At 35.7% G+C, this 14,882-nt stretch carries 7 protein-coding genes, 5 tRNA genes and 4 rRNA genes; all 16 read right to left on the bottom strand.

Annotation, left to right across the window (positions count from 1 at the left end; translation table 11 throughout):
* Nucleotides 1–15 precede the first annotated feature (15 nt).
* The gene (radA, locus tag NGI68_RS06580) at nucleotides 16–1,374 is read right to left on the bottom strand and encodes a DNA repair protein RadA (protein ID WP_251860686.1); all 1,359 of its coding nucleotides are present in this window, start codon (nucleotides 1,372–1,374) and stop codon (nucleotides 16–18) included.
* A 120-nt stretch (nucleotides 1,375–1,494) separates the two neighbouring features.
* Nucleotides 1,495–3,930, bottom strand: a complete 2,436-nt coding sequence (locus NGI68_RS06575) for an ATP-dependent Clp protease ATP-binding subunit (protein WP_251860685.1) — start codon at nucleotides 3,928–3,930, stop codon at nucleotides 1,495–1,497.
* Between the two features lie 22 nt (nucleotides 3,931–3,952).
* The gene (locus tag NGI68_RS06570) at nucleotides 3,953–4,975 is read right to left on the bottom strand and encodes a protein arginine kinase (protein WP_251860684.1); all 1,023 of its coding nucleotides are present in this window, start codon (nucleotides 4,973–4,975) and stop codon (nucleotides 3,953–3,955) included.
* 4 nt (nucleotides 4,976–4,979) lie between these two features.
* A complete protein-coding gene (locus tag NGI68_RS06565; protein WP_251860683.1) occupies nucleotides 4,980–5,507 on the bottom strand; it encodes a UvrB/UvrC motif-containing protein in 528 nt (175 codons plus the stop codon).
* Nucleotides 5,508–5,529: 22 nt separating this feature from the next.
* Nucleotides 5,530–5,994, bottom strand: coding sequence for a CtsR family transcriptional regulator (locus tag NGI68_RS06560; protein ID WP_251860682.1), 465 nt, complete (start codon nucleotides 5,992–5,994; stop codon nucleotides 5,530–5,532).
* A gap of 518 nt (nucleotides 5,995–6,512) precedes the next feature.
* Entirely contained in the window at nucleotides 6,513–6,743 is a 231-nt protein-coding gene (locus tag NGI68_RS06555) for a hypothetical protein (RefSeq protein WP_251860681.1), read from the bottom strand.
* A gap of 188 nt (nucleotides 6,744–6,931) precedes the next feature.
* Entirely contained in the window at nucleotides 6,932–9,004 is a 2,073-nt protein-coding gene (gene fusA, locus NGI68_RS06550; protein WP_251860680.1) for an elongation factor G, read from the bottom strand.
* Between the two features lie 197 nt (nucleotides 9,005–9,201).
* Nucleotides 9,202–9,276, bottom strand: a tRNA-Asn gene (locus NGI68_RS06545).
* Between the two features lie 28 nt (nucleotides 9,277–9,304).
* Nucleotides 9,305–9,379, bottom strand: a tRNA-Asn gene (locus tag NGI68_RS06540).
* A gap of 8 nt (nucleotides 9,380–9,387) precedes the next feature.
* A 5S ribosomal RNA gene (gene rrf / locus NGI68_RS06535) occupies nucleotides 9,388–9,504 on the bottom strand.
* Nucleotides 9,505–9,596: 92 nt separating this feature from the next.
* Nucleotides 9,597–12,497 (bottom strand): 23S ribosomal RNA (locus tag NGI68_RS06530).
* Between the two features lie 135 nt (nucleotides 12,498–12,632).
* Nucleotides 12,633–12,709: transfer RNA gene (locus NGI68_RS06525), tRNA-Ile, on the bottom strand.
* 91 nt (nucleotides 12,710–12,800) lie between these two features.
* Nucleotides 12,801–14,311, bottom strand: a 16S ribosomal RNA gene (locus NGI68_RS06520).
* 206 nt (nucleotides 14,312–14,517) lie between these two features.
* A tRNA-Ala gene (locus tag NGI68_RS06515) sits at nucleotides 14,518–14,593 on the bottom strand.
* Nucleotides 14,594–14,596: 3 nt separating this feature from the next.
* A tRNA-Ile gene (locus NGI68_RS06510) sits at nucleotides 14,597–14,673 on the bottom strand.
* Nucleotides 14,674–14,681: 8 nt separating this feature from the next.
* A 5S ribosomal RNA gene (gene rrf / locus NGI68_RS06505) occupies nucleotides 14,682–14,798 on the bottom strand.
* The 16S, 23S and 5S rRNA genes sit together here with 5 tRNA genes alongside, the layout of an rRNA operon.
* Between the last annotated feature and the right edge of the window lie 84 nt (nucleotides 14,799–14,882).

Here is a 14,882-nt window from a genome sequence, read left to right as displayed (position 1 = left end):
TCTCACCCTACACAATTAAAATACTTTACTAATACCTTCTTTTAAAGAAGATATACCAATTAAATTAACATTATTTTTAACAGAAATTTTATCTTTGTTTCTACTAGGTATAATTATATTTGTAAATCCCATTTTTATACCTTCATTTACTATTCTATCACAAAAACTTACAGGACGTACTTCCCCAGTAAGACCTATTTCTCCAACCACTAAAACTTTAGGTAATTTTATATCTTTTGATTTAGCACTAGATAATAATGCTAAGGCTAATCCTAAATCTGCAAAAGTACCTGTTAACTCTAGTCCTCCTACTACATTAACATATACATCGCAATTATAGAAAGGTATATTAAGTTTTTTTTCTAATACAGCTAAAATTAAATTTAATCTAGATGTGTCTATACCTACTGCTGTTCTTCTTGGCATATAAGCCTTTGTTTCACTTACTAATGCTTGTATTTCTATAAGTATTGGTCTAGTACCTTCCATTATACCTATAATTATAGAACCTTGTGTTTGAAATTCTGTTTCTTCTAAAAATACGGCAGAAGGATTACTTATTTCTAGAAGACCTTCTCCAGCCATTTCAAAAACTCCTATTTCGCTAGTAGTTCCAAAACGATTTTTTACTGTTCTAAGTATCCTAAATTCTTGAGTTCTCTCTCCTTCAAAAGATAGTACCGTATCTACCATATGTTCTAAAACTCTAGGCCCTGCTAATTCTCCTTGTTTTGTAACATGTGCCACTATAAAAAAAGGTATACTATTGCTTTTACTTATAAGCATAATATCGTTAGAGCACTGCCTAACTTGAGACACAGTACCAGGTGCTGAAGATAGTTCACTTTTAAACAAAGTTTGTATAGAATCTATTATAACAAATTTAGGCTGTATTGTAGTAATATGTTCTTTTATTATATCTACATTTGTTTCTGAAAGTATGTATATATCTTTTGATATTACATCAAGTCTATCTGCCCTCATTTTTATCTGCTCTTCTGACTCTTCTCCTGATACATATAATACTTTACCATACTTAGCAGAAATATTATTAGCAGCTTGCAAAAGTATTGTAGATTTTCCTATTCCAGGAGATCCAGATATAAGAGTTAGAGATCCCTTAACTATTCCACCGCCCAAAACTCTATTTAGTTCATTTATTCCAGTATCTAATCTTTCATATTCACTTGATTTTATTGTTGATATTACTTTAGGCTCTGATTTAATATTTATATTCTTTATAGCTTTACTAATTGATTCCTTTTCTTCTTCTACCATGCTGTTCCAAGAATTACATCCCGGGCATTTCCCTAACCATTTTATAGACTCATACCCGCATTGTTGACATGTATAAACAATTTTATTTTTAGCCATTTAATCAACTCCAAATCTTAATTACAACAGTATTATTATAACATCAATTTGTATCATATAAATCGTAAAAAACCAATAATTAAATAAATTTAATTATTGGTTTAAACTTAAATTTATAATTTAAATCTTAGAAAAACTTAATTTATCTTCAATTGCATTAACTTTTACTGAATCACCTTTTGTAATATTTCCTTTTAATATTTCCTCTGACAGCTTATCTTCTACAGTTTTAGTTATAGCTCTTCTTAAAGGTCTTGCTCCATAGTTGGTATCATATCCTTCTTTTGCTAATACTTTTTCAGCATTCTCTGTGAATTCTAATTTTATACCTTGATCTTTCACTCTATCTGAAACAGTTTTTAGCATAAGCTTAACTATTTCTTTAATATGCTCCTCTCTTAATTGATGGAACACTATTATATCATCTATCCTATTTAAGAATTCTGGTCTAAATGAACGTTTTAGTTCATTCATAATATTATCTTTCATTTTTTCGTACTCTGATTCTCTTTCTTTTTCTACAGATGTATTAAATCCTAATGTTTTTTGCCTACTTATAGTAGATGCTCCCACATTAGATGTCATTATAATTATAGTATTTCTAAAGTCTACTGTTTTTCCTTTTCCATCTGTAAGTCTTCCATCTTCCAGTATTTGAAGCAATATATTAAATACTTCTGGATGAGCTTTTTCTATTTCATCAAATAATACAACTGAATATGGATTTGTTCTTACCTTATCTGTTAATTGACCTCCTTCATCATGTCCTACATATCCTGGAGGTGATCCTATTAATCTAGACACTGAATGTTTCTCCATATATTCTGACATATCAACTCTAATCATATTATTTTCATTGCCAAACATAGCTTCTGCCAAAGCTTTTGTTAATTCAGTTTTACCTACACCTGTTGGCCCTAAGAATATAAAAGATCCTATTGGTCTCTTTGGATCTTTTAATCCCACTCTTGCTCTTCTTACAGATCTAGATACTGATTTAATAGCCTCTTCTTGACCAATAACTCTATTATGCAAAATATCCTCTAATTTTAAAAGTCTCTCAGATTCTTTTTCTGTAAGCTTATTTACTGGTATATTGGTCCACTTTGAAACTACTGATGCTATTTGTTGTTCAGATACAATTAAATTGGATCCTTCTTTTTCAGCATTCCAATCTGTTTTTAAATTATTCAATTTTTCTTTTAATTCTTTTTCTTTATCTCTTAAATTTGCTGCTTTCTCAAAATCTTGCACTCTTATGGCATCTTCTTTTTCTTTAATAACTTTATCTAATTCTTCTTCTATATTTTTTAAGTCTGGCGGTGCAATCAAGTTTTCTATTCTAACTTTTGATCCTGCTTCATCTATTAAATCTATTGCTTTATCTGGTAAAAATCTATCTCTTATATATCTATCTGATAGATTAACTGCTGCATATATAGCATCATCTGTAAATTTAACTCTATGATGTGCTTCATATTTATCTCTTAATCCTTTTAAAATTTCTATAGTTTCTTCTTTTGTAGGTTCCCCTACAGTTATAGGTTGAAATCTTCTTTCTAGAGCAGAGTCCTTTTCTATATATTTTCTGTATTCATCCAATGTAGTTGCTCCTATACATTGAATTTCACCTCTAGCCAATGCAGGTTTTAATATATTTGCAGCATCTATAGCTCCCTCTGCCGCTCCTGCTCCAACTATTGTATGAATTTCATCTATAAATAGTATTGTATCTTTAGAATTTTTTACTTCCTCCATTATTTTCTTTAGTCTTTCCTCAAACTCACCTCTATATTTAGCTCCTGCTATCATAGATGTCAAATCTAATGTAACTACTCTTTTATCTTTTAATATTTCTGGTATATTACCATTGACTATGTTTTGAGCTAAACCTTCAGCTATGGCTGTTTTACCAACTCCCGGTTCTCCTATTAAACAAGGATTATTTTTAGTTCTTCTACATAATATTTCTAAAACCCTTTGGGTTTCTTTTTCTCTTCCTATTACTGGATCAATATCTCCTTCTTCTGCCATTCGAGTCAAGTCTGTTCCATATTTATCTAATGTAGGAGTTGAACTTTTAGATCTTTTTTTACTATCCTTATCTCTAGATATTTCTTCCCCTGATAAATTTTTTATGAGTTCCTGTCTTAATCTTTGCACATCTAATCCCAAGTTAGAAAGAATAGTAAAAGCTACTCCTTCTGCTTCTCTTATTAACCCTAATAATATATGCTCAGGAGTTATATAATTATGATTTAAATTCCTTGCTTCTAGTAAACTTATTTCAAGCAATCTTTTTGTTCTTGGAGTAAGTGGAATTTCACTTTTATAAAGATCCATCTCTCCTTTTCCTTCATATCTCTCTATTAACTGCCTAACTTTTTCTTCTGTTATATTAGAATTATTTAATAATTGTTTTGCCATTCCATCTTCTATTAAAATTCCTAAGAGAATATGTTCTGTACCTACATATCCATGTTTGAATTTTTCTGCTTCTTCTTGAGCGTTCATAAGAACTTTCTGAGCTCTTTCCGTAAATCTTCCAAACATCATACTAATCACCCTCCTTAAAATTTTATTTATTTAATCTTTCTTTAACCAAAGTAGCCCTATAATACTTGCCTTCTTTATCATTCATTTCTTTATTATAAATTCTAGTTAAATTAGCTGGTTGAGTATCTACTATTAATTGATTAATTATATTCTCATCTATGTCTTTTATTATTGACATTTCTATTCCTAGTTTTATATTAGATATATAATTTAAACATTCTAAGTTATCCAACAGAACTGCTGATTGTAACAAAGCTAATGATCTATATATTTTATCCTTTATTTCATATTCGTAATTTTGTATAAATTTTTCTCTAGCCATATTTTCTTCATTTATTATTTGTTTTATTACAGCTTTTAGATTATTTATTATCTCAGTTTCATCCAATCCTAAAGTAATCTGATTAGATATTTGATATATATTCCCTAATGCTTTAGAACCCTCTCCATATATACCTCTTACTGTCATTCCTAGTTGACTTATAGCATTTAATAGTGCTGATATCCTATTATTCATAGAAAGAGCCGGTAAATGTATCATAACAGAAGCTCTTAATCCTGTACCTATATTGGTAGGACATGATGTTAAATATCCTAGGTCTTTATCAAAGGCTAAATTTATATTTTTTTCAATGATGTTATCAATATTATTTGCTTTTTCAAATGCCTTTTCTAAATTAAAACCCGTTGTTATGCTTTGTATTCTAATATGATCTTCTTCATTTATCATAATGCTATCTTTTTCAGAATCATCTATTATTACAGCAGCTTTATTTATATTATTAATTAGGTTAAAGCTAATAATATGCTTCTCTAACAATGAATCCACTTCTTTTTTTTGTAAATTCCATAAATATATGGTTTTAAATTTATCCTTTTCTACTTCTTTATAAAATTCATTCTCTATTTTATATATAATGTCTCTACCATTTTTATTATCTATTTTATTGGGGAAAGGTACCTTGTCTACATTTCTTGCTAATCTGATTCTACTGCTTAATACCATGTTATCATTTAATAAAGGAGCTTTTTTATCTTCACTCATATGTCTATGCCTCCTTTTCTGTTTCATTTTCTAATAACTTTATTTCATCTCTTATTTCCGCAGCTTTTTCATATTCTTCTTCTTTAATACATATTTGCAATTTTTCTTTCAACTTTTCTAGTTTCTTTTGCTTTATTATATACTTTCCAGATTTTTCAGGAATTTTTCCTGTATGACCTACACTGCCATGAATTCTTTTAATTATTGGGATTATACTATCATTAAAAACTTTGTAACATTCACTGCATCCTAATAAACCTTTCATTTTAAATTCATTGTAGGTTGTTCCACAATGAGGGCATGTAATTTCACACTCCCTATTTTTCTCTTGAGGTTTATTCATGTAATCTAATATATTAGCTAATATATTTTGAACTGAGAAAGATGACATAATATTTAAATTATCTGTTATTCCAATTCCCTGTTCTTGCTTTGCACAACTTTCACATAAATTAACTTCTTCTTTATGTCCATTTATAACTTTTGTTATATGAACTGTTGCATTATTCTTATTACATTTCTCACATAACATAGAATCACCCCCGACTTTTATATTAAATTATAACCATAATTATATTTTTTAGTATATTAGCTCTCAACATATTTTTATTTGTTTCTATATTGCCAAACACTCTATCATTTATTGTAACTTTCATTATAATTGCTTCTCTTTGAGTTATAACCCTGCTCTCTACTAAACCATCTATAATATTTATTGCATTATCGTATGTAATACTATTTCCTATTTTATCTATTATGATCTGTTTCACATCCCTATTATCAGAAAACTCTATACGTCTAATTATAATACATCCACCACCGCCTCTTTTGCTTTCTATATAGTACCCTTTGTCTTTTGTAAATCTAGTAGTTAAAACATAGTTAATTTGAGATGGTGCACAACTAAAATAATTAGCTAATTCATTTCTTCTTATTTGTAATTCTGATTCATCATTTTCTTGAAACAGTTCTTTTATAAATTCTTCTATCACATCTGATAATCTAGCCATAAATATCATTCCTTTTCTCTCGTCTTTGACTTTGCCTTTCTTTGACCTTAATAATATAATAATTAATAAATTTTGTTTATTCAATATACATATAGATTTAATTAATAAAATTATATGAAAATATTATTAGTTTTCTCTATATTACTCTTAATTTTGTAAATTTAAAAGAATACTTCATTAAATCCTTTTTTATAATTTAACTGCCTAAGTTTTGTACAAAGGAATTACAACTATTCTATACAAATTGGATTTTGAAAAATAGTTAAAGGATAATACCATTTCTTGAAATATAATTTTTTTACTAACTAAAATTATAGAAAGATTGGTATTATCCTAGTGAATAATATTTTCTATTCTCAGAACAAATATAAAGGGAAATCTGCTTTTAATTGATTTTAAAACGACAAAAGCCTTAATGAAAAACTTAAGATAGAAAATCTTACTGAAAATATGTTTGATATGGATAATATTTCAGAAAAAGACTCGATTTTGTAGCATTATGATTACCGGTAACAGTTATCTTATATTTATTTTTTATGAGCCTCAATATAATAATTTTGTTCCAATCCATCTTTCTTATTTATTTCAAAATTGCTTCTCTCTAACATATTACATATTATCTCTACATTCTGGCTTTTTTCACAATTCATTTCTATTATTACCTCATCCTTAGAATCCAGTATATTTATATAATCATTTATACTACTATAATCACTTAATCCCATGGGCCCCTTAATATTTAAATGATAACTTGACATTAAATCTCCCCTTTTTGCTTAATATAACATATGTTTTTCTATAATATTATTTCACATAATACACATTTTATTACTAATATTTATGTTTTATGTATAATAAGTAAAATAGTGAAGATTTTATTGTCCCTAGTAAAATCTTAAAAAATATAATATAAAAAAATCACCTAAAATTAGGTGATTTTTTTATATTATACTTTATTCTTACTAGACAATACTTTTTCAATCTCAACAGAATCTATAATCTCATCATATCTTTCAAAGTTTAGAGAAAATTCACCCATACCTTGAGTTATACTCCTTAAGTCTGTTGCATAAGTCATCATTTCTGCCTGTGGTACTTCGGCTATAATCTTTTCCAGATTATTAGCTTCTTGCTCCATTCCTAATATCTTTCCCCTTTTCCTATTTATATCTCCTATGACATCTCCCATATATTCTTCTGATGATATTACTTCTAAATGCATTATAGGCTCTAATAAAGTTGGCTTTGCTTCTTTTATTCCTTTCTTAAATGCAATAGATGCAGCAATTTTAAATGCCATCTCAGATGAATCTACTGAATGATATGAACCATCATATATTGTAGCTTTAATCCCTATTACAGGGTAGTCTGCAAGTACACCTTTTTTCATGCATTCTAAAATTCCTTCTTCTACTGCAGGTATATATTGTTTTGGAACTACTCCTCCAACTATATTATTTATAAATTCGAATTCTCCATCTTTATTTGGTTCAAACTTTATAAATACATCTCCATATTGTCCATGTCCTCCAGATTGCTTTTTATGTTTTCCCTGAACCTTGGATGTGGTTCTTATAGTTTCTCTATATGGAATTTTGGGTAAATTCAATGAAATCTCTGTGCCAAATTTATTTTTTATTTTATTTGATATTATTTCTAAATGTATATCCCCCATACCTGATATTAATGTTTCTGCATTTTCTACATCTTTAGTTATACTTATGGTAGGGTCTTCTTCTATTAATTTATCTAATGCATAAAACATTTTATCTTCATCATTTTTTGATTTTGGCAATGCTGACATTGTCATATTAGATTTAGGGAAATGTATTTTTTCTAATACTATCTTTCTACTTAAATCACATATGGTATCTCCAGTGGAAGTATATTGCAATTTACTTGCCGCACCTATATCTCCTGAAATTATTTTACCTGTATGAATTTGTTGTTTCCCATAAAGATAATATAGTTTCCCTACCTTTTCTTTTTTATCTTTTGTTGAATTATAAATGGAGTTTTCTTCATTTATAACTCCACTCATTACTTTAAATAAAGACAATCTACCTATAAAAGGATCTATAATAGTCTTAAAAACTATAGCTGAAAATGGCTTCTTATTATCACAATTTATTTCTATATGGTTTTTATTCTCACTATCAATTGCTTCTATTTTTCTTGCCTCTACAGGAGATGGAAACCATTTAGCCACAGCATCTAAAAAAGTCTCCATACCTAAAACTTTTGTAGCTGAACCACACATTACTGGAACTATTTCTCCTGCTGCAGTACCTTTTACTAAACCTTGGTATATTTCTTTTTCGCTTAGTGTTCCTTCACTAAAATATTTTTCTAATAATACTTCATCTGTTTCTGCTACAGCTTCTACAATCATGTTTCTACATTGATCTACTTTATCTAATAATTCATCTGGTACTTCTGTTATCTGAGCTTTATGAGTCTTTTCATCAAATATTTCTGCTTTATTAGAAATAACATCAATTACACCTTTAAAATTCTGTTCTTTTCCTATAGGATACTGAACAGGCACTACAGAAACACCATATCTTTCTTTGAGTTTATTTAGAGTATTTTCAAAATCCATATTTTCTTTATCCAATTTATTTATATAAAATACTTTTGGTATATTCTCTTTGGTTGTATAGTTCCAAACTTTTTCTGTGCCAACATGAATGCTACCTGTTGCTGACAATACTATAAGTGCTATGTCAGCAGCCTTTAAACCTTGGATCTTTTCCCCTACAAAATCAAAGTAACCAGGTACATCAATGAAATTAACTTTTTTATCTTTCCATTCACAAGGTTGTATTGTAGTAGATATAGATATTTTTCTTTTTTTCTCCTCTACATCATAATCAGATACAGTATTTCCTTCTTCTATACTACCTAATCTATCAACCTTATTAGTAAAATACAAAATAGCTTCTATTAAGGAAGTTTTTCCTGATCCGCTATGTCCAATTATGCCTATATTCCTTAGATTGGTGGTGCTATAATTCATATTAATTCCCCCTATCTATTTTATGGCTTAAATATATATTCTATTTGGTAATATAAAATCCTTTCAAAAATTGCTAATTTTCTTAATAATCAAACTATACAATAAAACGATACAAAAATAAAAAAGCTATTAAATATATATTACATATCTAATAACTTTTATTACAACTTTTATATAAAATTATGCAAAAAATAAAATGGCTCCGCGAAAAGGATTCGAACCTTCAACCTATCGGTTAACAGCCGAGTGCTCCACCGTTGAGCTATCGCGGAATATTTTAATCAAAAATATAAAATTAATTGGCTCCGCGGAAAGGATTCGAACCTTCAACCTATCGGTTAACAGCCGAGTGCTCCACCATTGAGCTACCGCGGAATATTTATATCTGGCAACGCCCTACTCTTCCACAGGGCCTCCCCTGCAGTACCATTGGCGCTTTGAAGCTTAACCTTCGTGTTCGGCATGGGAACGGGTGTTACCTTCAAGCCATAATCACCAGATATTTAACATTATAATCGCTTATTCGCAATTTGTCAATAGAGATTTAACAAATTTTATTGTTTCTCTCAAAATTACACAGTGAATTTTATTTTTGGTCAAGCCCTCGACTTATTAGTATCAGTCAACTTAACATGTTGCCATGCTTACATCTCTGACCTATCAACCTGGTGTTCTTCCAGGAGTCTTACTAGCTTACGCTATGGGAAATCTAATCTTGAGGTTGGCTTCACGCTTAGATGCTTTCAGCGTTTATCCAGTCCCAACATAGCTACCCAGCTGTGCCACTGGCGTGACAACTGGTGCACCAGAGGTTGGTCCATCCCGGTCCTCTCGTACTAAGGACAGCTCCTCTCAAATTTCCTACGCCCGCGACGGATAGGGACCGAACTGTCTCACGACGTTCTGAACCCAGCTCGCGTGCCGCTTTAATGGGCGAACAGCCCAACCCTTGGGACCTACTTCAGCCCCAGGATGCGACGAGCCGACATCGAGGTGCCAAACCTCCCCGTCGATGTGGACTCTTGGGGGAGATCAGCCTGTTATCCCCGAGGTAGCTTTTATCCGTTGAGCGATGGCCCTCCCACGAGGTACCACCGGATCACTAAGCCCGACTTTCGTCCCTGCTCCACCTGTATGTGTCGCAGTCAAGCTCCCTTCTGCCTTTGCACTCTTCGCGCGATTTCCGACCGCGCTGAGGGAACTTTTGGGCGCCTCCGTTACTTTTTAGGAGGCGACCGCCCCAGTCAAACTGCCCACCTAACAATGTCCCGTGACCAGATTCATGGCCGCCGGTTAGAACCCCAGTACTGTCAGGGTGGTATCCCAAGGTTGACTCCACTCAGGCTGACGCCCAAGTTTCCAAGTCTCCCACCTATCCTGTACAGACAATACCGAGATTCAATGCTAAGCTACAGTAAAGCTCTACGGGGTCTTTCCGTCCAATCGCGGGTAGCAAGCATCTTCACTTGCACTACAATTTCGCCGGATTTGCTGTTGAGACAGTGCCCAAATCATTACGCCATTCGTGCGGGTCGGAACTTACCCGACAAGGAATTTCGCTACCTTAGGACCGTTATAGTTACGGCCGCCGTTTACTGGGGCTTAAGTTCACACCTTCGCTTACGCTAAGTGTTCCCCTTAACCTTCCAGCACCGGGCAGGCGTCAGCCCCTATACATCAGCTTTCGCTTTAGCAGAGACCTGTGTTTTTGCTAAACAGTTGCTTGGGCCTATTCTCTGCGGCCTACTTTCGTAGGCACCCCTTCTCCCGAAGTTACGGGGTCAATTTGCCGAGTTCCTTAACAGCAATTCTTCCGATGGCCTTAGGATTCTCTCCTCACCTACCTGTGTCGGTTTGCGGTACGGGCACCTATTCACTCGATAGAGGCTTTTCTTGGCAGTGTGGAATCAGATACTTCGCCATAATGGCTCCCCATTACACCTCAGCTTAGCTTGACGGATTTGCCTATCAAGCATGCCTAAGTGCTTAGACGCACATCCAATAGTGCGCACATCTTATCCTTCTGCGTCACCCCATTTCTCAAACGTAAATAGGCGGTATCGGAATATCAACCGATTGTCCATCACCTACGCCTTTCGGCCTCGGCTTAGGTCCCGACTAACCCTGAGCGGACGAACCTTCCTCAGGAAACCTTAGGTTTTCGGCCAATAAGATTCTCACTTATTTCTCGCTACTTATGCCAGCATTCTCACTTCTGTACAGTCCACCGCTCCTTACGGTACGACTTCAACCCATACAGAAAGCTCCCCTACCATATATACGTAGTATACATCCATAGCTTCGGTGGTAAGTTTGAGCCCCGGACATTTTCGGCGCAGGATCTCTTGACTAGTGAGCTATTACGCACTCTTTAAATGAGTGGCTGCTTCTAAGCCAACATCCTAGTTGTCTTAGAAATCCCACATCCTTTTCCACTTAACTTACACTTTGGGACCTTAGCTGATGGTCTGGGCTGTTTCCCTTTTGACTACGGATCTTATCATTCGCAGTCTGACTGCCGTGATACAAGTACATGGCATTCGGAGTTTGATAGGGTTCGGTAACTACTATAGCCCCTAGCCCATTCAGTGCTCTACCTCCATTACTTAATTACACGACGCTAGCCCTAAAGCTATTTCGGGGAGAACCAGCTATCTCCGAGTTCGATTGGAATTTCTCCGCTATCCACAGCTCATCCCATGGTTTTTCAACACCAACGTGGTTCGGTCCTCCACGAGATTTTACTCTCGCTTCAACCTGGCCATGGATAGGTCACCCGGTTTCGGGTCTACACCATGCAACTTTTCGCCCTTTTCAGACTCGGTTTCCCTTCGGCTCCATACCTTAAGTACTTAACCTTGCTACATAATGTAACTCGCTGGCTCGTTCTACAAAAAGCACATCGTCACACTTTAACGTGCTCCGATCGGTTGTAGGCACACGGTTTCAGGTTCTATTTCACTCCCCTTCCGGGGTTCTTTTCACCTTTCCCTCACGGTACTGCTTCACTATCGGTCACTAGGTAGTATTTAGCCTTGGGAGGTGGTCTTCCCTGCTTCCCACAAGGTTTCACGTGTCTCGTGGTACTCTGGATTAGATCTTAAAGTCTTCTCTTTTCATCTACAGGACTATTACCTTCTGTGGTAGGGCGTTCCAGCCCTTTTCGATTAAGATACCTCTTCTTTTATGATCTATCCACAACCCCAGAAACAAGTTTCTGGTTTGGGCTCTTTCCCGTTCGCTCGCCGCTACTTAGGAAATCGATTTTTCTTTCTCTTCCTCCGGGTACTTAGATGTTTCAGTTCCCCGGGTTTACCCTTATACACCTATGTATTCAGTGCATAATACATGGGGTTACCCATGTGAGTTTCCTCATTCGGAAATCCTTGGATCTCAGCCTATTTGCGGCTACCCAAGGCTTATCGCAGCTTATCGCGTCCTTCTTCGGCTCCTAGTGCCAAGGCATTCACCATGCGCCCTTTGTAGCTTGACCTATTAAGAATTCTTTAAATCTTAGATTTATTAGAATTCTGTACTCCTCAGCATTACTGAGTGAGTTTCATTTTAATTACAAAGGATTTTTATACCTTTAGCTTTACTTTATTCACTGTGCAATTTTCAAAGAACATGGTGGGTCTAAATGGACTCGAACCATCGACCTCACGCTTATCAGGCGTGCGCTCTAACCAGCTGAGCTATAGACCCATATTGAAAAACCTTTATGTTTATGGTCTCTCAAAATTAAACAGAGAATTCAGCCTTTTAGAAAGAATTTTCTTCTTTCTATTCTCCTTAGAAAGGAGGTGATCCAGCCGCAGGTTCTCCTACGGCTACCTTGTTACGACTTCACCCCAATCACTAATCCCACCTTCGGCCGCTGGTTCCTTACGGTTACCTCACGGACTTCGGGTGTTACCAGCTCTCATGGTGTGACGGGCGGTGTGTACAAGGCCCGGGAACGTATTCACCGCGACATTCTGATTCGCGATTACTAGCAACTCCAGCTTCATGTAGGCGAGTTGCAGCCTACAATCCGAACTGAGATAGGTTTTTGAGTTTGGCTCCGCCTCACGGTCTTGCGTCTCTCTGTACCTACCATTGTAGCACGTGTGTAGCCCTGGACATAAGGGGCATGATGATTTGACGTCATCCCCACCTTCCTCCTGGTTACCCAGGCAGTCTCATTAGAGTGCTCAACTTAATGGTAGCAACTAATAACAAGGGTTGCGCTCGTTGCAGGACTTAACCTAACATCTCACGACACGAGCTGACGACAACCATGCACCACCTGTCTCCTTGCCCCGAAGGGCTTCACCTATCTCTAGGCTATGCAAGGGATGTCAAGTCCAGGTAAGGTTCTTCGCGTTGCTTCGAATTAAACCACATGCTCCGCTGCTTGTGCGGGCCCCCGTCAATTCCTTTGAGTTTTAATCTTGCGACCGTACTCCCCAGGCGGGATACTTATTGTGTTAACTGCGGCACAGGGGGAGTTGATACCCCCTACACCTAGTATCCATCGTTTACGGCGTGGACTACCAGGGTATCTAATCCTGTTTGCTACCCACGCTTTCGTGCCTCAGCGTCAGTTACAGTCCAGAAAGCCGCCTTCGCCACTGGTGTTCTTCCTAATCTCTACGCATTTCACCGCTACACTAGGAATTCCGCTTTCCTCTCCTGCACTCTAGATATCCAGTTTGGAATGCAGCCCCCAGGTTAAGCCCGGGGATTTCACATCCCACTTAAACATCCGCCTACGCACCCTTTACGCCCAGTAAATCCGGACAACGCTCGCCACCTACGTATTACCGCGGCTGCTGGCACGTAGTTAGCCGTGGCTTCCTCCTCTAGTACCGTCATTATCGTCCTAGAAAACAGGGCTTTACAATCCGAAGACCTTCATCACCCACGCGGCGTTGCTGCGTCAGGGTTTCCCCCATTGCGCAATATTCCCCACTGCTGCCTCCCGTAGGAGTCTGGACCGTGTCTCAGTTCCAATGTGGCCGATCACCCTCTCAGGTCGGCTACGCATCGTCGCCTTGGTAAGCCATTACCTTACCAACTAGCTAATGCGCCGCGGGTCCATCTCAAAGCAATAAATCTTTGATAAGAAAATCATGCGATTCTCCTATGTTATGCGGTATTAATCTTCCTTTCGGAAGGCTATCCCCCACTTTGAGGCAGGTTACCCACGTGTTACTCACCCGTCCGCCGCTAATCCACTCCCCGAAGGGAGCTTCATCGCTCGACTTGCATGTGTTAAGCACGCCGCCAGCGTTCGTCCTGAGCCAGGATCAAACTCTCAATTTTAAAGTTTAATCTCTTCTCAAATTCATTGACAAGGTTTATTACCTTATCTTACTGGCTGTTACAAGAATGTTTCTTGTTTATTCTCTGTTTAATTTTCAAAGACCAAATTTGCGACTTTATAAGAATATCATTTATGTATTCAAAAGTCAATATCTTTTTTCTAATTTATTAGTAATAAAAAAACAGGCCTTTAAGGACTGTTTAAATGGTGGAGATAAGGAGATTCGAACTCCTGACCCCCTGCTTGCAAGGCAGGTGCTCTCCCAACTGAGCTATACCCCCAAATGGTGGACCTTCAGGGACTCGAACCCCGGACCTACCGGTTATGAGCCGGTTGCTCTAACCAACTGAGCTAAAGATCCATGTTTATATCTGGCAACGACCTACTCTTCCACAGGGCCTCCCCTGCAGTACCATTGGCGCTTTGAAGCTTAACCTTCGTGTTCGGCATGGGAACGGGTGTTACCTTCAAGCCATAATCACCAGATATTTAACATTATAATCGCTTATTCGCAATTTGTCAATAGAGATTTAACAAATTTTATTGTTTCTCTCAAAATTACACAGTGAA

The sequence above is a fragment of the Clostridium sp. Marseille-Q2269 genome (assembly GCF_943736985.1).
Lineage (GTDB): Bacteria > Bacillota > Clostridia > Clostridiales > Clostridiaceae > Clostridium_F.
Note: the sequence above shows the minus strand (reverse complement) of the source record. Positions and strands in the feature narration are given on the sequence as shown.

Bases quoted from the DNA above. Each gene is read 5' to 3' on its own strand.
- NGI68_RS06555 (WP_251860681.1), bottom strand. From the start codon at position 6,743: ATGTCAAGTTATCATTTAAATATTAAGGGGCCCATGGGATTAAGTGAT.
- fusA (WP_251860680.1), bottom strand. From the start codon at position 9,004: ATGAATTATAGCACCACCAATCTAAGGAATATAGGCATAATTGGACAT.
- NGI68_RS06565 (WP_251860683.1), bottom strand. From the start codon at position 5,507: ATGTTATGTGAGAAATGTAATAAGAATAATGCAACAGTTCATATAACA.
- NGI68_RS06570 (WP_251860684.1), bottom strand. From the start codon at position 4,975: ATGAGTGAAGATAAAAAAGCTCCTTTATTAAATGATAACATGGTATTA.
- NGI68_RS06575 (WP_251860685.1), bottom strand. From the start codon at position 3,930: ATGATGTTTGGAAGATTTACGGAAAGAGCTCAGAAAGTTCTTATGAAC.
- radA (WP_251860686.1), bottom strand. From the start codon at position 1,374: ATGGCTAAAAATAAAATTGTTTATACATGTCAACAATGCGGGTATGAG.
- NGI68_RS06560 (WP_251860682.1), bottom strand. From the start codon at position 5,994: ATGATATTTATGGCTAGATTATCAGATGTGATAGAAGAATTTATAAAA.